Here is a 22,742-nt window from a genome sequence, read left to right as displayed (position 1 = left end):
GCATCACTTCTCGCACGTCAGGCGTTTTCATGCAAATCAAGGATCAAGTTGTCGTTGTCACCGGCGGGGCCCATGGAATCGGAAGGGCCATGTGCCTGCGCTTTGCCAGAGAGGGGGCCAAAGGAATTGTCGTGGCCGATCTGGACGAAGCGGCTGCTCGCGAGGTGGCGAAGGAAATCAACGGCCTGGCCGTGCAAACCGATGTCAGTAAACCGAATGACCTGGTGGCACTTGTTGGGCGGGCGATTGAAAAGTTCGGACCGATCGATTTGTTCTGCTCGAACGCGGGGATCGAAACCGGCGGCGGTATCGATGCGCCGCTCGATGCGTGGGAGCGTATCTGGCAAGTCAACGTCATGGCCCACGTGTACGGCGCGCGGGCTGTCCTGCCTGGCATGATCGCGCGCGGCAGCGGCTATCTGTTACAGACAGCATCGGCCGCCGGGTTGCTCACGCAAATGAGCTCGGCACCGTATTCAACCACCAAGCATGCCTCGGTCGGGCTGGCCGATTGGTTGGCGATTACCTATCGCGACGTGGGGATCAAAGTGTCGTGCCTGTGCCCGTTGGGCGTGCGGACGAACATGCTGATGTCGACCGATGATCCGATCGCAGTGTTCCTTCGTGAGGGAGCGATCGATGCCGAACAGGTTGCCGAGGCCGTGGTGCAGGGGCTGGCCACGGAGAAATTCCTGATCCTGCCGCACCCCGAGGTGGCCGAGTATTTTCGTCGCAAGGCGGACGATTACGACCGCTGGTTGCGCGGGATGATTCGGTTGCGTGCGAGCTTGCCGGGGATGCCCGATCCGAAGTCGTAAGCGCTTGGAACCAAACGATGCGCTTGGCTGCTACTCGCCGGTGGGGCCGCTCCAGCTATTGCCCCATTTCTTATAGAGCGACTGCAGCAACGATTCCCATTCCGCGGGGGTACGCGACTTCGGAAAGATCTCCGGCGCGACCGGGTTGCCGGAACTGGCCACCACGTCGAACTGTCCGTCGGCACGGACGCGTCCGATACGGGTGGTGCGGTGGGTATTGAGCAGCACCGGATCGACGAAAATCGGCCCGCCCGGACCGACGAAGCTCATGCCGCGTAGTGCCTGGCGAACTTTCACGACGTCGTCGGTGCCGGCTTTTTGTACGGCTTTTGCCCATAAATGGACGCCGACGTACGCCGATTCCATGGCGTCACTCACCACTCGTTGCCGGCCGTAGCGAGCCCAGAAACGTTCGAGGAATTTCTCGTTCTCGGGCCGATCGGTGGTTTGGAAGTAATTCCGCGCGGCGTAGTCGCCGACCACATCGTCAATCCGCATGCTGCGTAGCTCGGGCTCGCCGATTGAGAATGAGAGCACCGGTAACTTGTCAGGGCTCAGTCCGGCGGCGCGCATGCCGCGGAAGAATGCGATATTGCTGTCACCATTGATCGTGCTGAGCACGACGTCGGGCTTGCTCTCTTTAATCTGCCGAATCACTTCGGACGCGTCGTTGGTGCCCAGCGGCAGATAGCCTTCGCCGACCACCTCGCCCCCCATTGTCTTCAGTTCGTCGCTAATGACGGCATTCGCGATGTGCGGAAAGACATAGTCCGACCCGACGAGGAAGAATTTTCGCGCCGGACGATCCAAGAAGGCAAAGCACCACTTTACCGCCGGAATGATCTGCTGATTGGGCGTCGGGCCGACATACAGGATGTTGGGGCTTTGCTCGAGCCCTTCGAATTCGACAGGGTAGACCAGGAGATTGTCGTGCAGTTCGAAGATCGGCAGTACCGTCTTTCGGCTGGCCGAGGTCCAGCAGCCGAAGACCACCGCGACGTGATCCTCGTCGAGCAGCTTCTTTGCCTCGCGAGCGAACGTCGCCGGGTCGGAGCGGCCGTCGCGCACGATCGGTTCGATCTTGCGGCCTAGCAATCCGCCTTGCTCATTCAATTCGTCGATCGCCAAACGCGTCGTATCGACGACGGCCGATTCACTGATGGCCATCGTACCGGTCAGCGAGTGCAGGATGCCGACTTTGATCGGCTCGGAATCCACCGCGACTGGAAGATTCGTGAGACTGGCTTCGCTTTCCGGCATTTCGTCGTGGCGCAAATGCCGATAGCCGGCCGCGGCCATGACCACCACGAGCGTGGCCAGCACCAGGTTAGCGGTAAGTTGCCAATGCCGTTTTAGCCAGGGCTGCCGCCGCTTTGCGTTGGCCGTGGTAGCGCGGCGCTGCGTGCGACGGCGAACTCCGCTGGGGCGTTCGTTCTCGGCCGTGGGGTGGGCGCCATCTAAAAATAATGCCAGGTCATCGGCCAGGGCCTGAGCGCTCGCGTAACGATCCTGGGGGTGCTTTTGCAGGCACTTTAAACAGATTTTCTCGAGCCCGCGCGGTACCGTGGGTCGCAGCAAGCTGGGCCGGATCGGGTCTTCGGTCACGACTTGCCGCATTGTTTCAAAATTCGACTCGGCCGAAAACGGCGGGCGGCCGGTCAGCATTTCATATAGCAGGGCACCCAGGCCATAGACGTCGACGGCCGGCGAGATGTCGGCGGTGGGATTCTCGACCTGTTCGGGCGCCATGTAGCAGGGCGTCCCCAACACGACTCCGGACTGCGTTAAGCGAACGTCATCCTGCAGTTGGCGAGCCAACCCGAAATCGGTCAGCTTGGCAGTGCAGTCACGTAAGGACATGTCCTCGGCGCCGGCCATCAAGATGTTCGCCGGTTTCAAATCGCGATGGACGATGCCGCGCTGATGGGCATATTCGATCGCCAGGGCAACCGTCTCCATCACGGTTGCAGCCGTGACGTCATCGACGGGCTGTCCTTGCAGACGGCGGTGAAGGCTGGGGCCGTCGACAAACTCCATCGAGAAGTAGGGCGCACCGTCATGTTCGCCGACATCGTAGATTTGCACGATGTTCGGGTGCTGCAGACGTGCCACGGACTCGGCCTCGGCGGCGAAGCGGGCTCGCTCGCGAGCGCCGGCATGCGCGCCGGAAATGATCGTCTTAATCGCGACCGGCCGATTCAGCTTGATCTGCCGGGCTTTGTACACGACGCCCATCCCGCCGCGGCCAAGCTCGCCGACGATTTCATAGCCGGGTATCTCGGGATAGCGACTGCCGCTGGGACGAGGGGGCGGAGACAACTGCGCCGAGGGAGTCGAGCCGGCGGTCATATCTTCGGCCAGGGTCTCGTTCACCTGATCCGCGGGCTTTGCCAACAGCGCGACCTGTTTGCGCAACTCGTCGGCCAGCTCTGGGCAGTCGCCGCAGAGCTCTTCAATGCTGACGGGTTCGCCCCGGAAATTGAGCGATTCCCAGCGCGTGATGAGTTCGCTGATGCGAGAGTCGGTCGTCATTTGGTAGCGGTAACGGCAACTCGAGTCGTTAATCGACGCCTATCCTCGCTTCCTTCCTACATTTACGCAATGTATGTAAACCTAGCCCACGGCAAAGGCAAGAAATCCGCCAACGCGGCTGCACAGGCAGCAGAATGTGAATATTCGGCGGGACATCGCGAGACGAGCCAGATGTGCCCTGGAACCGGAGGATCAATCGGGGCTTGGGCTTAGGCGCAGAGTATTACCCGGAACCGATTCAAAAGTCTGAGTCGGCGCTAGGAAAGGCGATGCAACGGAGGCCGCGGCCGAGGCTTGCGATCGAGTAATCTCGAACCTCCGTAAGGGCCGTTTGTGAGCCCGCGGTGAGCAGCCAAGGCGCAGCACGGCCCGGGGGCGTTCGATCGAGCAGGGATCGCACGCCCGGCCAAGGTTTTGGCAGATTGGAAAAGTCGCCCCCTGGGGTGCGCTACTTCGTGGCTGGGGCCGGTTGATTGTTCTGCAAGTTGGCTTCAAGCACCTTGGCTTCGTCGATGACCTTCACCGCGGCTTGCTCGGCCTTTTGCTTGTCGACGGAGAACGTGGCGCTGCCGGTGTCCTTATTCCAACTGACGTGCAGAATGCCGGCGCTGACGAGAACCGCGCCGATGATGCCCAGAAAAACGATCGAACGAACCATGGGAGACCTCCTTGTCCAATGAAAGGCCGCTGGCGACGCGTGAAGCGCGACGGCAACCAGCGAGCGGGGCAGATTCTGGCGGATGGTCGCCCAACGGACAAGCCGAGTTTGCCGTGTCTGCGGACGAGTCGGCAAGGTAGGCTGAGAATGGCATGCTAGCGAGGGTTGCATGCTACGCATCGATCGCGAAATTCGCTCGATGCACTCGGAATTATGGGAAAGCCCGGGCCTAATCGCGTTCCCGCGAAAGATCACGGTTCAACAACCCGGTGGGGAGCACGAATTTTCGTTGCTCGAGTTCGTCGCTGGTGAGCAATTCGAACTCGTCGACGCTGAGTACGTGTTTACCTCGGAATAAGATGTCCAACTCGCTGGGTTTGGCGGCGCGCGGGGTGTGATTGGTTGTGGCTGATTTCAACAGCAGAGACTTACCACGCCCTGAAGGTTGGTAGCTGATGCGGAGATCATCAATCTGATCGCCTTGGTTGTTGATTGTGCGTCGATGCACGGGAAGAAAACGCGAGTTCGAGGCGAATTCGAAGATCGAACCGTTGCGCAGCCGGACGCGAATCGAATTCGGTCCAAACGCTTCGTCGTCGAAGCGTTCGGCCTTCGCAACCTTCTCCGATGTCAACACGTCCGTTAGGTACTGCCCCTGCCGGTCGGTGGCCAATTGACGCGGATCTGTCGGCCCAACATGCGCCAGCTGATGGGGACTCAACAGCACCAGGCGATTGCTAGCCGGCTGAAACTCGGTCCAGCGGCCTTTTTCCAGGCGAGATAGTTCGGCGAGTTCCCCTTTCGCATCGCGCCGGATGCATTCAAAGAAGCCGACATCCAATAAGAGCGGAAGCGTGCGAGACGAGCGCTCTTTCGCGATTTCAAATTCAATGCGACCGCCATTGCCAAACTCGCTAACGACCTTATCGGGAAGTTTCTTGGCGCTCTCATCAGGCAGGATCGTCCAGCGTAACTGAACGGCAACGGCGCCGAGTTCCTTCTCGTTCGCACGGTCGGCATCAATGACGACGTTTAGAAGATCACTCTCGGTCTCGGCACAGGACGGCGCTGCGAAACCGACCAAATAGCAAACGCCAACGCAGACGATCGCGACGTACTTGTGCATGTGCCGCGCCTGATAGATTGTGCATCGATTGCCGCTGCCCCCTGGCTGCGCGCTGGCGATGATTGTAACTTGTCGAGAGCCGTGGATACACGAATTTCACGAGTCGCCTGGGGATGGGAATATGACGACAATGGGGTTTAGTCGCGTAATCGTGCTGGTGGCCCTGACTTTGGCGGTTTTCAATACCTCTTCAATCGCGGCCGAACGAGCCATGCCCAAAATCGAATTTGCCATCGCCATTCACGGTGGAGCCGGCATCGAGCCGGAGAAGATACCGGCCGAGGAACGCCGACAAACTGAAGATGCCTTAGGCAAGGCGCTGGAGGTGGGCCATAAAATCCTGGCCGATGGCGGCACGTCACTCGATGCCGTCGAGAAGACGGTCCGTGTACTGGAGGATGATCCAATTTTCAACGCGGGCCGGGGGGCTGTCTTCAACAGCGCCGGCATGCACGAACTGGACGCCTCGATCATGGATGGCGCATCGCATAAAGGGGGGGGCGTGGCGGGCCTGATGACGGTTAAGAACCCGATTTCGCTGGCCCGTTTGGTGATGACGGAAACTCCGCACGTGCTGTTGATCGGCGCCGGCGCAGAACGCTTTGCGGACGAGATGCGCGATCGGCCGCAGATCGAACGCGTTCCGAATAGCTACTTCAGCACCGAAGCCAAACGCAAGCAGTGGTTGGAGGCGGTCGAACGCGAAAAACGAAAGCGTGCCAAGGCGAACAAGGGGACCGTCGGCTGTGTGGCCCTCGACAAGCAGGGCAACCTGGCGGCCGGCACCTCGACCGGCGGGCTAACGAATAAAAAATGGGGGCGCGTCGGGGATTCCCCCATTCTCAGTGCCGGCACTTATGCCGATAACGCGACCTGCGCCGTGAGCTGCACCGGCACCGGCGAATTCTTTATCCGCTCGAGCATTGCCTTCCACGTGTCAGCCTTGATGGCGTACAAAGGCCTGCCGTTGGACCAGGCGGTTGATTATGCAATCAACAAAGTCCTCGAGCCTGATACGGGCGGGCTGATCGCGGTCGATCACGATGGCCAGATCTCGATGCAATTCAATACGGCCGGCATGGCCCGGGCGGCCGCGGATTCGAGTGGTAAGAAGGAAATCAAACTGGGGAAATAGCTGCGTCCGTTGCCCGAGAAACAGGCCGGGACGAGTGAGTGAATCCCGTTCACGGCCAACCTGCCGAAAGCCCTGCTGTTACGAGGTTGGCCAGCGATCCATCACGATCAGCAGCACCGCCATCGCTACTCCGGCCACCGCAGATAATACGGCCAGGGCCAAAGCCAGCTTCCAGGTCGGCGGCAGGTCGGTTTCGCCCGTTCGCGTGCGGCGCAAATAGGGGAGATGCATCCAAGCAGCCAAGAGATTTACAAGCACTCCCAGCGCAAGCAGCATGATGCCGAACCAGAGCGAGACATGAAACGGCCGCGGATTCGCCTGCCGTGCGGACAACTCTTCGAGAAACAGCCCAAACCGCGCCAGCACGAATCCGAAGCCCATCAGCGCGAGCCCGGTGCGTATCCAAATCAAGAGCGTCGTTTCCATTCCCAGTCGGAGCCGCGAATCGGCCGGTTCGGCTGGCGAGAAGTTTGCTTTACCGCGGGCAGACGTTTTTGCCATTAATGATGCTCGCTGCTGGGGCTAACGCGTGTCGGCCTGCGCCATTCAGGTTGGAAGTAGCCCAATGGTCACACGCCGGCTCGCCGGAGTATAACAACAGCAGGACCGCGCAGGCGGGTATGCGCGATCACCGCGACAAGACTGTCCCGCGCTGTTGGTCGTTCCGAGTTTTCAGGCACGTATTCGATGTCGACCGCCAAACGTAAGCCCGCTGAACCCGCCGGAAAGCAACCGGCGGACTCACCTCGATCGGACGATTCGACTGCCAAGGGGGATGCATCTGCGCGGCAAGCCGGCGAAGGCTCGACAAAACCTGCACAACAACGCGATGCCGGCCTTGGATCCGGACATTCTTCGGGCGGTCGCGGGTTGCGGATTGTCGTATTGCTGGTGCTGGCAGCGCTCGCCGGTGGGGGCGCTTACGCCTGGTACCACTATGAGCAACAGCGGCAGGACGAACGGCAACTCGTACTGCAAGGGAACATCGACGTTCGCCAGGTGAACCTGGCCTTCAAGGTTGACGGTCGCATTGCGTCGCTGGCGGTCGATGAAGGGGACGAGGTCAAGGCGGGCCAGGTCATCGCAACGCTCGATAAGAAGTATTTCGACGATGACCTGCGCGTGTCTCACGCCCGCCGCGACAACGCGAAGGCGACGCTGGCCCGGCTGGAACATGGATCGCGCCCTGAGGAAATCGCCTCGGCCAAAGCGCAAGTCGCCGAGCAGCGCGCGGCGCTAAAACGCTCGGAGCAAGATTTCGAACGGGCCGAGCGATTGGTCGGGCAGGGGGCCGTCAGCCGTGAATCGTTCGATCAGGCCCACTCGGCTCTCGACGAAGCGCGGGCTCGCTTGAACTATTCGGAAGAGTCCGAACGGATGGCCGTAATCGGGCCGCGGCAAGAGGATATCGACGCTGCCCGCGCACAGCTCGCCGCCGAGGAGGCGGCCGTGGTCCAATCCGAGCGGAGGCAGGCGGATAGCGATTTGATCGCTCCCAGCGACGGCATCATTTTGACCCGCGCCCGGGAAAAAGGCGCAATCGTCGCGGCCGGAGAAACGGTCTTTACGCTCACGCTTTCTTCGCCGGTCTGGGTGCGCACGTACGTCAACGAGACCGACCTCGGTAAGATTCATCCCGGCATGGCCGCCGCCGTCACCACGGACTCGCAACCGGATAAATCGTATCCGGGCCGGATCGGGTTTATTTCGCCGGTGGCGGAGTTTACTCCCAAGACGGTCGAGACGCGTGAGCTGCGCACGAATCTTGTCTACCGATTGCGCGTTTTGGTCGACAATCCTGACAATGGCCTGCGCCAAGGGATGCCCGTCACGGTTACGCTGGACCTGACCTCGCGGGACTGAACGCCATGGCCGACGAAGCATTGGCTGTGGCCGTGGGCATCACGAAACGCTTTGGCGCCGACGCGCCGCCGGCGATCGACCATCTCGACATGCGCGTCGAGCCGGGACAGGTGACGGGGCTGGTTGGTCCCGACGGCGCAGGGAAAACGACCCTCTTGCGCTTGCTCGCCGGACTTATGGTTCCCGACGAAGGGCAAATTCGTATCTGCGGATACGATGCGTCAGGCGATCTCGCGCCGGTGCGCCGCGTGCTTAGTTACATGCCGCAGCGTTTCGGTCTGTACGAAGATCTGACCGTCCAAGAGAATCTGGACCTGTACGCTGATCTGCGCGGGGTCGTCGGCGAAGCCCGCCGCCAGGCATTCGATCGACTGTTATCGTTCACGGCCCTGCGACCATTTACCGATCGGCTGGCAGGCAAGCTGTCGGGCGGGATGAAGCAAAAGCTGGGACTTGCTTGCTCGCTAATCCATGCGCCGCGCGTGTTGTTGCTCGACGAACCGAGTGTCGGAGTGGACCCGATTTCGCGCCGCGAATTGTGGCAAATGGTTTACGACCTGGTCGATACCGGCATCGGCGTGGTGTGGAGCACCGCCTATTTGGACGAGGCCGAACGTTGCGCCACGGTGCTAACGCTCAACGAAGGAAAGGTCGTCTACGACGGCCCGCCGAAGGAACTGACCGATAGTGTCAGTGGCCGCACTTTTTTGATCCAAAATCTGGGAGCCGAGCGGCGCAAGGTGCTCGCGAAAGTTCTCACCGAACCTGGCGTGATCGATGGCGTCATTCAGGGGAGCAGCGTCAGGCTGGTGATGGCTCATGAAGGCCAAACGCCGGACCTGCGTGCATTCGGTATCTCGGCCGATTCGGTGGTGGCGACGCCGCCCCGTTTCGAAGATGCATTTGTTGGACTGCTGGGGGGCGGCCCAAAAGGGGAGGTCGCACCCGTCGTTGAAAAGACAACGAGCGCAGCTGTCTCGACTGAAATTATGGTGGAAGCCAAGTCGCTGACGAAGCGCTTCGGTGATTTTACGGCGGCCGACAACATCTCGTTCCGTATCAGTCGCGGCGAGATTTTCGGTCTGCTCGGCCCCAATGGTGCAGGCAAGTCGACGACATTCAAAATGATGTGCGGCCTGTTACGCCCCACGGCCGGCAGCGCGCGTGTCGCCGGTTTTGACCTGTACCGCGCGGGCGGCCGTGCCCGTCGCCGGCTGGGATACATGGCACAAAAGTTCTCGCTCTACGCCGATCTAAGCGTGCGACAGAATCTGAATTTCTTCGCGGGCGTTTATGGCCTGTCCGGCTCGCGGCGCTCGGCAGCGATCGAGCGTGTCATCGAGGCATTCAAGCTCGGCGTTTATTTGGAACAAAACGCCGGCGAGTTGCCGCTGGGTTTCAAGCAGCGGTTGGCGCTGGCCTGCGCGCTGATGCACGAACCGGCGGTACTGTTCCTCGACGAGCCGACGTCCGGCGTGGATCCACTGACACGGCGAGAATTTTGGGGGCATATCAACGCCATGGTCGATCATGGCGTGACGGTGATGGTCACGACCCATTTTCTCGACGAAGCCGAATATTGCGATCGCATCGGCCTGGTTTACCAGGGGCACGTCATTGCCGAAGGGTCGCCAGATGATTTAAAGGAGTCGGTCCGTCGCGACGACCGCACCGAGCCCACGCTGGAAGATGCCTTCATCGACCTCGTCGAAGCGTACGACCAGCGACGGGAGGCATCATGACCAGCACATTGACCGGGTCTGCCGCCTGGCTGCGCCGCGTCGCGGGCCTGGTGCGTAAAGAGACGTTGCAGATTCGCCGCGATCCAAGCAGCTATCTGATCGCTGGACTGCTGCCGCTATTGTTGCTCTTTATTTTCGGCTATGGCGTGACCCTCGACTTGAGGCGCGTACCGGTGGCCGTCGTGATCGAGCAATCGAATCCCGAAGCCGCCAGCTTGCTGGCCTCGTTCCGCAATTCTCCTTACTTCCATGTCATTCCGGCACATGATCGGCGCGACGTCGAGGATGAACTGGTCGCTGGAAGCGTGAAGGGGGTGATCGTGTTGGCCGCGGATTTTGCCGAACGCCTGGGACGTGGCGAATCGGCCCCCGTGCAAGTCCTGGTCGATGGCAGCGATCCCAATACGGCCGGCCTGGTCTTGAACTATGTGGAAGGCGTATGGAGCAACTGGCTAGAGCAAGAAACCGTTGCGCGCAGCGGCATGGTGGCCGGTCGCGCGCTGCCTGGCCTGGTGACGATCGAGCCTCGCTATTGGTTCAATCCCGATGTGCGCAGCCAGAACTTTCTGATTCCTGGTTCGATCGCGATCATTATGACCTTGATCGGCACGTTGCTGACGGCGCTAGTCGTGGCGCGCGAGTGGGAACGTGGCACGATCGAGGCCCTGATGTCGACGCCCGTCGGGCGGTCGGAATTCTTGATCGGCAAGTTGCTTCCCTATTTCCTGCTGGGCATGGGGGCGATGGGGTTGTCGGTCATTGCCGCGGTGTGGGTGTTCAGTGTGCCGTTTCGAGGTTCGATTCTGGCGCTGGTCATCGTTTCTGCCGCATTTCTATGCGCGATGTTGCCCCTGGGGCTGTTGATCTCGACATTGACTCGCAATCAATTCGCGGCCAGCCAGGCGGCACTGGTCAGTGGTTTCTTGCCGGCGTTCGAGCTGTCAGGTTTTATTTTCGAAATCGACGCCATGCCGTGGCCGATCCGCTGGTCGACCTACTTGTTGCCGCCGCGGTATTTCGTCGCCAGCCTGCAGACGATGTTCCTGGCCGGCGATGTGCTGTCGGTGTTGGTCCCGAATACGTTGGCGCTATTGACGATGGGTGCGGTGTTACTTGCTTTGTTGATACGTTCAACCCGGATGCGGCTGGAGTAGGACACCATGTGGCAGCGCATCTATACGTTGATCGTGAAAGAGTTTCTCGCCGTCTGGCGCGATCCAAAGAGCCGGATGATTCTGATCGTACCGCCGCTGGTCGAGCTCTTAATCTTTTCGTTTGCGGCTACGCAGGAAGTCAAGAACGTCCGCATCGCGATCCTGAATCGGGACCTGGGGACCAATGGCCGCGACCTCGTGGCGCTCTTCTCAGGCTCGCCGAATTTTTCCGAGATCGATTATCTCGACGACGAGAGTCAGATTGCGCCGGCCATCGACTCGCGTACGGCGCTCGTGGTCTTGTACATTCAGCCTGATTTTTCCCGCGAGTTGGCGGCCCATCGACCGGCCAATGTGCAGTTGCTACTGGATGGTCGCCGCTCGAACGCGGCGCAGATCGTCGAGGGCTACGCCAACGCGATTGTCGCGACCTACAATCAGCAACTTATGTCGGCGTCCCGGGCGTCGCCGCCGTCGACCATTGTCATCGGGCGGCTGTGGTTCAATCCCAACCAGACGGTCACGTGGAACACGGTTCCGAGCCTGGTGGCCATCCTTACGACGCTGATGGGATTGCTGGTCACGGCGCTCTCGGTGGCGCGCGAACGCGAGCTGGGGACGTTCGAACAGTTGCTGGTGTCGCCGCTGGGGCCGCTCGAAATCATTATCGGTAAGACCGTGCCGGCGCTCATTCTGGGCATCGCGCAGGCCAGCGGCATGATCGCCGTGGGCGTGGCCCTGTTCCGCGTCCCTTTCCAGGGTTCGTTACTGCTCCTATATGGCAGCATGATCGTTTACCTGTTCGCCGTGATCGGCGTGGGGTTGTTTGTTTCGAGCCTGGCAAAGACGCAGCAGCAGGCCATCCTGGGCGCCTTTGTATTCATGGTCCCGGCGATGTGTCTCTCGGGGTTTGCCAGCCCGATCGAGAACATGCCGGACTGGCTGCAGTATGCGACCTTGGCGAATCCGATCCGCTATTACATCGTGATCGTGAAGGGGATTTTCTTGAAGAACGCCCCCCTTTCCGTTGTCGTGGCAAACCTTTGGCCGATGGCGATTATCGCTCTGGTTACGTTGTCGAGTGCCGCCTGGCTCTTCCGGCACCGGATGGAGTAATGGGCCGACCGGACCTTGGCCTTTGATCATCGTGTTTTTGCGTCGGCGTCCTTGCCCTGTGGGCTGCCGTCGAGACAATACAGTCGCCACGGCGGGCTGCGGTGGCCTGATCTCAGTGTCGTGAGCCGAACCCGCGCCCTTGGGGCTAACCCATTACGTCTTCCGCCTGTTAGTGCCGAGGAGCGACCCATGACTCCGCACGATTCCCACGCGTCGCAAACGCCGGTGGCCGATCCGGCGCACGGCCCCACGACGGCAAGCGATAGTCACACGCCGCAATCCCCCGGCGGTCATGCGGCGCCTCCTGCGACGCCCATCGCGCCTGGACAGGTTAATGCACCAGCCAAGAAATCGCGCCGCGGGCTGTGGATCGGCTTAGGTATCGTGGCCCTCGCCGTCGGAGGATACCTGCTGGCGCCGATGGTGGTTCGTGCGTTCACCACCGTTTCGACCGACGATGCCTATGTGAATGGTCACGTGACGGTCGTGGCGGCTCGCGTCCCCGGCCAGGTCACCGAGGTGCTGGTCGACGATAACAATCGCGTTCACAAGGGGGATGTGCTCGTCAAGCTGGATCGGGAACCGTATGAGATTCAACTGGCGCTCAAGAAGGCGGCGCTGGAAAACGCCCATGCTGACATGGTGGCGACGCAAGATCGTCTGCGCGGTATTGCCGCTCAGGCACGCAGTTCGCGATTCCGCTTAGAGCACGCCATGGAGGATGTACGCAATCAGTTGGCATTGCTGCAATCGAATGTGGCACAACTCAAGGCCGAGCAGGCAAATCTCGCGCTCGCCGAACGCGATTTCGCACGTGGCGAATCGTTGGTTGGCAGTGGCGCGATCAGCAAACAACAATTCGATCAGTATCGCGCGGCGTTCGATGTCGCCAAAAATCGGGTCGCCAGCGCCAATCAAGCGGTACAGCAAACGCGCGCCGGTCTGGGGCTGCCCGGCAATAATGACGATCCGTTGAATGTCCCTGAAAACCTCGATCAAACGTTCTCAACCGTGCGCCAGGCACTGGCCGACGTGCTGGTCAATGCTGCGCCGCTAGGCATTGTGCCGACGACGTACGATGCCTCGCCCAAGCAGATCATTGAGGAGTTCTACAAGCGCGATCCCCAGGGAAACGTCGACAAAATCTACGCGAAGCTCGTCGCCGACGCGGCGCCGATCAAGCAAGCTGACGCCAAGATTCACCAAGCCGAGGCCGACCTGGCTCAGGCTGAGTTGAACTTGCGGTACTGCGACGTCCTGGCGGAAATCGATGGCGTGATCACACGCCGCAACGTGAATCCGGGCAACAATGTACAAGCTGGTCAGGCGGTCATGGCCATCCGCTCGCTGACGGACATCTGGATCGACGCCAATTTCAAGGAAACACAACTGGCCCGCCTGCGCATCGGTCAGCCGGTCGATGTGGAAGTCGACATGTATCGCAGCCGTCAACATTTCAAGGGACGGATCACTGGCTTTACGATGGGTACTGGATCAACGTTGGCGCTATTGCCACCGCAAAACGCGACCGGCAACTTCGTTAAGGTTGTGCAACGCCTGCCGGTGCGCATCGATCTCGAGGATTACAATCCCGACGAGCACACGCTGTTTGTTGGGCTTTCGGTCGTTCCCTATGTGCGCTATCGCGAAGCGCCAACCGGCCCCAACGCCGGTAAGAGATTGCAGGACATTCGTCCCGAGATGGCCCCGTAAGGCTCGACCGATTCATGAGCAGTCCGGCCCTTGCCCTGTCGACTTCCGCGGCGCCGCGCACGATCAATCCGTGGTTCGTGGCCGCGGCCGTGGTCGTGCCGACGTTCATGGAAGTGCTCGATACGACGATCGCGAACGTAGCGCTGCGCTACATCGCCGGAGGTTTGTCCGCGGCCGTCATCGACAGCGAGTGGGTCATCACCAGCTACCTGGCCGCCAACGCCATTATCCTGCCCATTTCCGGTTGGCTGGCCGCGCATTTCGGCCGCCGAAATTATTTTCTGGCCTCGATCGCGGTCTTCACGCTCAGCTCGGGGCTATGTGGCATGTCGACCAGCCTGGGGCAGTTGATCCTGTTCCGCGTGCTGCAAGGTTTGGCCGGCGGGGGATTGCAACCGTGTACCCAGGGGGTGCTGCTGGACGCTTTCCCGCCGGAAAAGCAGGGATCAGCGATGACACTGTTTGCCGTGGCCGGCTTGCTCGCGCCGATTCTCGGTCCTTCGTTGGGCGGGTACATCACGGACAATTATTCCTGGCGCTGGATTTTCTATATCAACATACCGATGGGGGCAATCGCGTTCGCAGCGTCTTACTTTCTGTTGCAAGATCCCGAATATCTGAAGAAAGAGCGCGCCGACTTGCGGCGGGGCCCGCTGAATTTCGATACGATCGGCCTGGTGCTGTTGGCCACGGTGATGATCTGTTGGGAAGTGGTGCTGAGCAAAGGGCAGCAATGGGACTGGTTTGGCGATCCCTTTTGGCGCGTGCAAACACTGACCGCGATGATGGTAGTGTCGTTGGTGCTGCTCATCTATCGCTCGCAAAGTGTCGCCGCGCCGATCGTCAACTTTCGGCCACTGGCCGAGCGCAATTTTGCGGTGGCCTCGATCGTGATCTTTTGCGCCTATGGCGTTTTATACGCCATCAGCACTTCGCTGCCGGGCTTACTGCAGTCGTTGTTTAACTACGACGCTACCAGTTCAGGCTTCGTCATGTCTCCGTCAGGTTTCTTCTCAGTGGCGCTGTTACCGATCGTTGCCATCCTGCTCGGCCGGGGTGTCGACGCCCGAAAGCTGATCATCGCCGGCCTGCTGGTGATGGGGGCCGGGTGCTACTGGATGTCGCAGATGAATCTGTCGATCAGCCCGTTCCTGGTGGTTTGGCCGCGCGTGCTATCGATCATGGGTTTGTCGCTGATTTTCGCGCCGATCAACGTGGCGGCCTACATGTACACGCCGAAACATTTGCGCGGGGCCGCCGTGGGCTTATTCAGCTTGTTACGCAACGAGGGAGGAAGCGTCGGCACCTCGATGGCGCAAACCATTCACGAGCGGCGCGACCAGTTTCATGCGTTGCGCTTGGGGGAATCGCTCGACCCGTTCAGTCCGAACGTCAACTCGTTTCTCGAAGGGGCTCAGACTTTTTTCTACGAGCACACAGGCGATGCCGCCACGTCGCAGGATATGGCGCTAGAGATGCTTGCCAATATTCGAGAGCAGCAATCCTCCTCGCTGGCCTACTTTGACGTCTTCTGGCTGGCCTCGATCCTGGCCCTTGCGCTCGTGGGCTTGGTCTTCTTCATGAAACGCTCGGTCGCCGAAAAGGGCGCCCACATCGGGGCCGAGTAGCGCGGCGATCGATCCGTGTCGGACTTCTCTCGGTGACTTGGCTGCTAGCAGAGCTTGCGCAGGCGGTAAGGTGGGGACACTTTGGCGGTCCTGGGGGGGCGGGCCGGTCCTGTCATGCCGGCTTTCGCGGATTGCCGAGTAATTCTGAGAGAAGCGCATTTAGCGACATTGTCAGCATCCTGCCTACGGCTGTCTTCACGGCCGCGCCATCCGCTTTCCTTACTCGCGAGTCATCCGGGGCCTGCCTGCTTCGACGTTGCCAACCGAATTGTGATCCGCTATGCGTAAACCGTCTTCGTCATCCGCACAGCGCCGGCGCGCCGCGCAACACTTGCGCCCGAAGCGCGCGCTCCGTGCGCGAGTCGCCGTTGCCCTGTTGTTGGTCATCGCGACGGGCATGGCCTGCGGCTGCACTTCGCTGCGTCAATGGTGGCGCAATGGGTTGAAGGTCGGTCCGAATTATGCCCGACCTCCCGCGCCGGTGGCGCCAGCCTGGATCGATAGCGCGGATCCACGCGTAATTAGCGAGCCCGCGGCTGACTGCGCGTGGTGGACCGTGTTCAATGATGCCACGCTGAACGGCATGATCGAGCAAGCCCGAGCGCAGAATCTCGACTTGCGCGCGGCGGGCACGCGCATCCTGGAAGCGCGGGCGCAGCGTGGCATCGCGGTGGGGAATCTGTTTCCGCAACAGCAAACCGCGGCCGCCACTTACTTCCACGGGCAATTGACTAACAATCTGGGCATTGCGCTTCCCACCTCGATCAGTTTGTATTCCACGGGCTTCAACGCCTCGTGGGAACTGGATTTCTGGGGTCGATATCGACGTTCGATCGAAGGGGCCACGGCGCAGGTCGATGCTGCCTTCGAGGGTTACGGCGAGACATTGGTCCTAATGCTCTCGGAAGTGGCGTCGAACTACGTGCGGATGCGCACCTTTGAGCAGCGATTATCGTTTGCCCGCCGCAATGTCGAGATTCAGCGAGGCTCGACTCAACTGGCTGAGCAGAGATTCAAAAACGGTGCCGCTACCGAGCTCGACGTCCGCCAGGCGCGTACCAGCCTGGCCCAGACCGAATCGCTTATTCCGCCGCTGATCGCCGGCCGGCGTCAGGCCGCCAATCAGTTGTGCATCTTGTTAGGAATGCCGGTTACGGATCTGGCCTCGTCGCTGTCACCGGCGCCCATCCCGCGGGCGCCGAGCGAGGTCGCGATCGGCATTCCGGCTGATTTGTTGCGTCGCCGTCCAGACGTGCGCCGTGCCGAACGCGAGGTCGCGGCGCAAAGCGCGCAAATCGGCGTGGCCGAGGCGGATCTCTATCCGCGCCTGCAGTTAAACGGGTTTCTGGGCTACGCGGCCAACAGCTTTCCGGCGCTGTTCCGCACGGACAGCTTTACGGCATTCATTCTGCCCAGCCTGCAATGGAATGTGCTCAACTATGGCCGCATCGCCAACAACATCGCCACGCAAGATATTCGCTTGCAACGCGAGGCGCTTGAGTATCAGCAAGCTGCCCTGACCGCGGGGCGCGAGGTCGAGGACGCCCTGATAGGCTTTCTGCAGTCGCAGCAGCAGGCCATGAGCCTAGGGCAAAGCGTGTTCGAAGCGAATCGGGCCGTCGAGCTGGTACTGCTGCAATACGAAGGGGGCGTCACCGATTTCAATCGCGTTTTTAACGCGCAATCGACACTTGTCGTTCAGCAGGACTCGCTGGCCCAAACGCAAGGCGACATCGGCCTACGGTTAATCGACGTGTATCGGTCGCTCGGCGGCGGATGGCGCTACTTTATCGGTGGCCAGATGCCGATGCCCACGGCACCTCCCGAGGCCGAGGTCGTGCCGCAAGGTCCGGCGAATGCGGCGCCGATCAATGGTGCCGACGGTAATCCGGTCGAGCCTGTAGAGAGAGTGCCCGCGCCAGCCGGGCCGGTCATCAATGGACCGGTGCTGGACAACGACAAGAAGCGACCGTAGTTAAAGCACTCGAAGTGAACCCCGTCGATACGCCTACGCGGCGATCTAGAATCGCGTGACATCGATCACTTCGCCGCCGGACCGCGTCACAATCGCATCGTAAGACGCCGGGTCGATCGTGTCAGAGATAAAACGCGCGGATCCGTCCCCGATCAAATGAACGGCGCCGCGCGGATGCATGCTCGACGGGCCGAACTGGGCGTCGATCCCTTGTCCGTTGCCGGCGAAGTAGGGCTGAAAGTTCAAGGCCACCTGCGGCAAGGCATAGCCCGGCGTGTTGGATTCGTCGTAAGGGTGCGCAGCGACGGCCGCCGTGCCACCATCGATCCATACGGCCACATCCGGTTCGCAGGTCTCGACCAGGATCACCGTGTTCGACAATCCGTCCGTCACGTCTATGTACCGCGTGCTCACACGCGGATAGATCACGCCATCGGGCTGTTGCCACAGGCTGCCGATCGTGGTCGCCCCGAGGGCCGCGTAATTGCGCGTGGCATATTGCGCCGATAGCTTCGTGTAAACGTCCGCTGTGCTGAAGTCGTTCCCCGTGAATGATGGGCAGCGGTAGATGGGAATCTGTTGCGCTGCGATTACGTAGTTCGAGGGCGCCAGCGCCGACACGTTGTAATTCACCTGGTCGTGCAGATTCGCTTGTTCCAAAAGCGGCAATATCAGGCTCGCCCAACTGTGCAGGTGGTAACCTGCCGGGTTGGGACTCCAGACACCGAAATCGATCTGGCTGGTGCTACTGGGCGGAAATCCGCCGTACGCGTCGGCGTACTGTATCAGGGCCAACCCTAGTTGCTTGAGATTGTTGGTGCAGGCCGAGCGGCGTCCGGCTTCGCGCGCTGCCTGAACAGCCGGCAGCAGAAGGGCCACGAGTCCGCCGATAATGGCGATGACCACCAACAACTCGACCAATGTGAAGGCACGCTTTCGCGCTAGGGATCGGCTCATAGACACGCCTCGCTCGTGTGCGGACCGCCACTGGGTGCTGCTTCCAGAACCGATGACGTGCCGCGATATGCCGCTCCTGACCTGATTGTAGAGAGGGCCTACGACACTGCCCAGCAATTTGTCGTCAGCAGGCTTGGCCGGCGCGGACATGCACCGGGGGTAGGTTTGCCGAGCCACTTCGAGTACAAACACCAGAATCCTTCTGGAAGGCGAGCTATGACTGAATCCAAGAATCTCGCGGCAACGACGAGCAACAGTTTCGACGGCGGGGGCCATAACGCTGACAGCGCGCCGCGACATTTGTTGCTCGTTTTGTGGATCGCGTGGGCCGTGTGCCTGGCATTTGCCATGGTTTGGGGGAATACCGCGGCGGGGCATAGCTCGTTGCCCGCTACCTGGGGACGAATGGGGGCGTCGCTGGCTTTGGTCGCTGCGTCGCTTGTGGGCTATCGCTCGTGGCGCACGACTTCCGCGGGAAGGTTTATTGGCTTGATCGCCGTGGGGATGGCACTGGGAACCCTGGGTGATTTTTTTAATGCCGATCTGCTCACCAAGATTGTGCCGCTGCCGGACCCGGTGTTGGGCGGGATGGTGTCCTTCGGCCTCGGGCACATCGCTTACATCGGGGCTTGTTTCGTGGCGGCGCGGGTGGCCAACTTACGCGACCGATGGGCTCGCAATGTCTCTCTGATTGCCTGGTTGCTGATCGCCACAGTTGGCTGGTACGGGATCGTCTACCTGGCGCCGAACGAAAAAACGAAACCGCTGGTATTTCCCGCACTACCGTACTCGCTTCTGCTGGCGTCTACCGCGGGTTTTGCGACGGGCCTGGCTTGGCAGAATCGCCTGTTCAGTTTCATGGCGGTTGGGGCCGGCCTATTCTTCCTCAGCGACATGTTACTGGCGATTGGCCTATTTCGCGGTTCGCTGCCCTATTCGACGGAGCTGGTCTGGCTGTCGTACTCGCCGGGGCAGATGCTGATCGTCTTTGGAGCGTTGGCGGTATGCCCCTTTTTAGAAGTTCACCAGTACGCCCCTGACGTCGCGCCCCCCGACATCGGGAACCGGATATGAAGCAGGACTCTCGCGCCCCGTCGCATGCCGCGCCCGCCTGGCGGCAGCGCGTGATCGGCGCGGTTGGTTCCCTGGCCGTCGTCGCGATTTTCTCGGCCGCGATATTCGTGCTTCATCGCGAATTGCGAGATTATTCGCTGCGCGATATCGAAGCAAGATTATCGCTGTTGTCCTGGAGTCAATTAGGCGCGGCGCTGGCGATGACGGCGCTCAGCTATACGTTGCTGACCGGTTATGACTGGCTGGCACTACATTACATCGATCGATCGCTTTCCTATTCACGCATTGCGCTGGCCTCGTTCGTCAGCTACGTCTCGAGCTACAACTTCGGGGCGATCCTGGGGGGCTCGACGATGCGCTATCGGCTATATTCGATCTTCGGGCTGTCGGCCGTTGAAGTCGTGAAGATCATCGCCGTTTGCACGTTGACCTTCGTGCTGGGCTTTTGCACGTTGGCCGGTCTGGTTTTCACGTTCGATCCGTTGCCTTTGCCCGACCTGGTCAAAGTGCAGTTGCCCTTTACCACGGTGTTTCCGATCGGCGTCGGATTATTGGCGTTTGTCGGGGCGTATTTAGTTCTGAGCATGTTGCGGCTGAAGCCGTTCACGGTGTGGGGCTGGGAGTTCTCGCTTCCTCCGCCGGGCTTCACGCTGATGCAGATGCTGGTGGCGACGGCCGATCTGATGGCGGCGGCCGCTGTGCTGTATGCGCTGTTGCCAGCCGAGATCAAGGTTTCTTACCCGATGTTCTTGGGAATGTTTCTGACGGCGCAGGTGGCAGGCATCATGAGCCACGTGCCCGGCGGCCTGGGAGTCGTCGAAGCGATCTTGCTGCACACGCTTGCGCCGCAGGATCCGGCATCGGTGATGGGATCGTTGGTCGTCTATCGTTTGACGTACTACTTGTTGCCGCTAGTGCTCGCCACGGTGCTGCTGGCCGGGCACGAAGCGTTTATGCGCTGGGAGACCGTGACACGTTATGCGGGCGTGTTTGGCCGCTGGGCGCCCGAGGTCGTGCCGCGCGTGCTGGCCTGCACGACTTTTGCCGGTGGTACAGCCTTGTTGATTTACGGCGCTCTGCCACGCACGGTGTCGCGTTGGCACTGGCTGGCGGATTTTGTGCCGCTGCCTGTTGTTGAGCTGTCGCACTTGTTCGGCAGTGTCGCCGGGATGGGGCTGCTGCTGTTGGCGCGCGGCCTGTTGCAGCGTTTGGACGCAGCTTATCACTTGTCGGTCGGGTTGCTGGCCGGTGGGATTGTTGTCTCGCTGTTGCGCGGTTTCAACCTGGAAGAGGCGGCGATCCTGACCTTGATGCTTTTGGCACTTTTGCCGTCACGGCGCTATTTCGATCGAAAGGCGTCGTTGTTGCATGAAACATTCACGCCGGGGTGGGTGACGTCGATCATTCTGGTGTTTTTGGGAAGTCTGTGGCTGGGGGTGTTTGCTCACAAGCACGTCGAGTACGCCCACTCGCTGTGGTGGCGATTCGCGCTAGCCGAGGACGCGCCGCGGTCGTTGCGGGCGATGGTCGGCGCGGCGGCGGTGCTGGTGGCCGCGGGACTGGCTCGCTTGCTACGGCCGGCCGATCCGGAAGCGCACGTGCCCGACGAAGACGAACTGACGGCCGCGGCGCGAATCGCCGCGACCTCCCGGCGAACGACGGCGTACTTGGCATTGGCGGCCGACAAATCGTTGCTATTCAACGAAAACCGCTCGGCGTTCCTGATGTATGCGATCGAGGGTTCGAGCTGGGTTTCGCTAGGGGACCCGGTCGGGGCGCCGGCCGACGCCAATGAACTGGCCTGGCGCTTTCGCGAACTGTGCGATCGACACGCCGGCTCGCCGGTTTTTTACCAGGTGGCCGCTGCCAACCTGCCACGTTACCTGGACCTCGGGTTGTCGCTATTGAAGCTGGGGGAAGAAGGTCGCGTATCACTCTCGCAGTTCAGTACGGACGGGAGCGCGCGGCGCCATTTGCGCGAAACCGTGAACAAGGCGACGCATGCCGGCTGCTCGTTCGAAGTGGTGCCGCCGGAGTCGGTGCCTGCCATCATGCCCGAACTGAAGCAGATCTCGGATGAATGGCTGGCCACCCGGCATGCACGCGAAAAAGGATTCTCGCTGGGCTTCTTTCGCGAAGATTACCTGCAGCGTTTTCCGATGGCGCTCGTGCGCCAGGAGCAAAAGATCGTCGGCTTCGCCAACGTGTTGCGCGGCGCGGAAAAACACGAACTCTCGATCGACCTGATGCGTTACCGGCCCAACGGCCCGGCAGGCATCATGGAATACCTGTTCGTGAATTTGATGCTGTGGGGACGCAGCGAAGGTTATGAATGGTTCAACATGGGAATGGCGCCGCTGTCAGGTTTGGACGTGGGGCCGCTCGCGCCGCTGTGGAATAAAGTGGGGACGCTGGTGTTTCGGCACGGCGAGCACTTCTACAACTTTCAAGGGCTGCGGCAATACAAGGAAAAGTTCCACCCGCAATGGGAGCCGCGCTATCTGGCCTCGCCGGGCGGACTGCGACTGCCGCGCATCCTGGCCAATGTGGCGACATTAATCTCGGCCGGCGCGACACGGGCTGATGATTAGGCCACACGTTTCACGCGTCTGCATCGCCCAACGTTTTCTCGTTTTCTTCAAAGACCTGAATCAGCGCGCCGCACGTATCTTGCGGATGCAAGTAGCAATGCCGCCAATTTGGGTTGTCGTAGTTCGCGGCCAGCACGCGTATGTCCTGCGATTCGAAATATTTGATCGCGTCAGGCAGATTTTCGACGCTGATCGACAGATGGTGAAAACCCTCGCCGTGGCGAGCAATGTAACGACCGACGCCCCCTTCGCCGGGAATGGTCGGCGAGACCAACTCCAGTTTCTTGCCGCCAAGGCGGAAGGTGGCCCACTGAAAACCTTCGGACGAGGTCTCGCCGCGATCGGCCAGAGGCTCTCCACCTAAAACGTCGACGAACAATCGCCAGGCGCGATCTATATCGATGACGCCGATCGACACGTGATCCAGGCGTTTGAAGATTCCCATGATTTCCCTACCGAGTTTGAAAAGAGGAAACGCGATCCGTGCCACCAGCGGCCATCTTATCATTGGTCGCAGTAAGCCGAACCAGGATCGTGTGACGATTGTGACGACGGTTCCGGCGACAGTACCGCGAGGCGATAGTACACTTTTCTATTCGTAGCTTCTCGACGACGATTTGCATGGCGTGCGGCTATCGTTCGAATTGAATGACGAGATCG

At 60.6% G+C, this 22,742-nt stretch carries 17 protein-coding genes; 11 read left to right on the top strand and 6 right to left on the bottom strand.

The features are described 5' to 3' along the window. The first annotated feature begins 29 nt into the window (after window positions 1-29). The gene (locus VGN12_20425; protein ID HEY4311825.1) at window positions 30-818 is read left to right on the top strand and encodes an SDR family oxidoreductase; all 789 of its coding nucleotides are present in this window, start codon (window positions 30-32) and stop codon (window positions 816-818) included. Between the two features lie 30 nt (window positions 819-848). Here VGN12_20425 and VGN12_20420 read toward each other — a convergent pair whose 3' ends face one another. The 3 genes from VGN12_20420 to VGN12_20410 form a co-directional block, all read right to left on the bottom strand. After that, window positions 849-3,350 (bottom strand): transporter substrate-binding protein, encoded by a 2,502-nt coding sequence (locus VGN12_20420; GenBank protein ID HEY4311824.1) that lies wholly within the window; start codon window positions 3,348-3,350, stop codon window positions 849-851. A gap of 448 nt (window positions 3,351-3,798) precedes the next feature. Continuing rightward, complete coding sequence (locus VGN12_20415; GenBank protein HEY4311823.1) at window positions 3,799-4,008, bottom strand: hypothetical protein; 210 nt, start codon at window positions 4,006-4,008, stop codon at window positions 3,799-3,801. A gap of 229 nt (window positions 4,009-4,237) precedes the next feature. Then, window positions 4,238-5,134, bottom strand: coding sequence for a hypothetical protein (locus VGN12_20410; protein ID HEY4311822.1), 897 nt, complete (start codon window positions 5,132-5,134; stop codon window positions 4,238-4,240). Window positions 5,135-5,264: 130 nt separating this feature from the next. Here VGN12_20410 and VGN12_20405 point away from each other — a divergent pair, with 130 nt between their 5' ends. Further along, window positions 5,265-6,269: an isoaspartyl peptidase/L-asparaginase gene (locus tag VGN12_20405; protein HEY4311821.1), complete on the top strand. Its 1,005-nt coding sequence runs from the start codon at window positions 5,265-5,267 to the stop codon at window positions 6,267-6,269. Window positions 6,270-6,347: 78 nt separating this feature from the next. Here the strand turns inward: VGN12_20405 and VGN12_20400 are convergent, their stop codons facing one another. After that, window positions 6,348-6,770: a DUF202 domain-containing protein gene (locus VGN12_20400; GenBank protein ID HEY4311820.1), complete on the bottom strand. Its 423-nt coding sequence runs from the start codon at window positions 6,768-6,770 to the stop codon at window positions 6,348-6,350. 186 nt (window positions 6,771-6,956) lie between these two features. On the opposite strand from VGN12_20400, the gene hlyD reads away from it, so the two are divergent. The 7 genes from hlyD to VGN12_20365 all read left to right on the top strand — a co-directional run bounded on the left by hlyD (window position 6,957) and on the right by VGN12_20365 (window position 17,460). After that, window positions 6,957-8,132, top strand: a complete 1,176-nt coding sequence (hlyD, locus tag VGN12_20395; GenBank protein ID HEY4311819.1) for a secretion protein HlyD — start codon at window positions 6,957-6,959, stop codon at window positions 8,130-8,132. 5 nt (window positions 8,133-8,137) lie between these two features. Next, window positions 8,138-9,874, top strand: coding sequence for an ATP-binding cassette domain-containing protein (locus VGN12_20390; GenBank protein ID HEY4311818.1), 1,737 nt, complete (start codon window positions 8,138-8,140; stop codon window positions 9,872-9,874). Beyond that, window positions 9,871-11,028, top strand: coding sequence for an ABC transporter permease (locus tag VGN12_20385; GenBank protein ID HEY4311817.1), 1,158 nt, complete (start codon window positions 9,871-9,873; stop codon window positions 11,026-11,028). The genes VGN12_20390 and VGN12_20385 overlap by 4 nt, the downstream gene beginning before the upstream one ends. A gap of 6 nt (window positions 11,029-11,034) precedes the next feature. Continuing rightward, window positions 11,035-12,144 (top strand): ABC transporter permease, encoded by a 1,110-nt coding sequence (locus tag VGN12_20380; GenBank protein ID HEY4311816.1) that lies wholly within the window; start codon window positions 11,035-11,037, stop codon window positions 12,142-12,144. 189 nt (window positions 12,145-12,333) lie between these two features. Further along, entirely contained in the window at window positions 12,334-13,857 is a 1,524-nt protein-coding gene (locus tag VGN12_20375; GenBank protein ID HEY4311815.1) for an HlyD family secretion protein, read from the top strand. A gap of 14 nt (window positions 13,858-13,871) precedes the next feature. Next, a complete protein-coding gene (locus VGN12_20370; protein ID HEY4311814.1) occupies window positions 13,872-15,485 on the top strand; it encodes a DHA2 family efflux MFS transporter permease subunit in 1,614 nt (537 codons plus the stop codon). 280 nt (window positions 15,486-15,765) lie between these two features. Next, window positions 15,766-17,460, top strand: a complete 1,695-nt coding sequence (locus tag VGN12_20365) for a TolC family protein (GenBank protein ID HEY4311813.1) — start codon at window positions 15,766-15,768, stop codon at window positions 17,458-17,460. 45 nt (window positions 17,461-17,505) lie between these two features. Here the strand turns inward: VGN12_20365 and VGN12_20360 are convergent, their stop codons facing one another. Next, the gene (locus VGN12_20360) at window positions 17,506-18,417 is read right to left on the bottom strand and encodes a DUF1559 domain-containing protein (protein HEY4311812.1); all 912 of its coding nucleotides are present in this window, start codon (window positions 18,415-18,417) and stop codon (window positions 17,506-17,508) included. A 216-nt stretch (window positions 18,418-18,633) separates the two neighbouring features. On the opposite strand from VGN12_20360, the gene VGN12_20355 reads away from it, so the two are divergent. Further along, the gene (locus VGN12_20355) at window positions 18,634-19,491 is read left to right on the top strand and encodes a lysoplasmalogenase (GenBank protein HEY4311811.1); all 858 of its coding nucleotides are present in this window, start codon (window positions 18,634-18,636) and stop codon (window positions 19,489-19,491) included. After that, window positions 19,488-22,082: a bifunctional lysylphosphatidylglycerol flippase/synthetase MprF gene (gene mprF, locus VGN12_20350; protein HEY4311810.1), complete on the top strand. Its 2,595-nt coding sequence runs from the start codon at window positions 19,488-19,490 to the stop codon at window positions 22,080-22,082. The genes VGN12_20355 and mprF overlap by 4 nt, the downstream gene beginning before the upstream one ends. 10 nt (window positions 22,083-22,092) lie before the next feature. Here the strand turns inward: mprF and VGN12_20345 are convergent, their stop codons facing one another. Beyond that, window positions 22,093-22,527 (bottom strand): VOC family protein, encoded by a 435-nt coding sequence (locus VGN12_20345; GenBank protein ID HEY4311809.1) that lies wholly within the window; start codon window positions 22,525-22,527, stop codon window positions 22,093-22,095. Window positions 22,528-22,742: the final 215 nt, after the last annotated feature.

Source organism: Pirellulales bacterium (assembly GCA_036499395.1).
Lineage (GTDB): Bacteria > Planctomycetota > Planctomycetia > Pirellulales > JACPPG01 > JACPPG01.
This window is presented reverse-complemented; position numbering and strand designations above follow the sequence as displayed.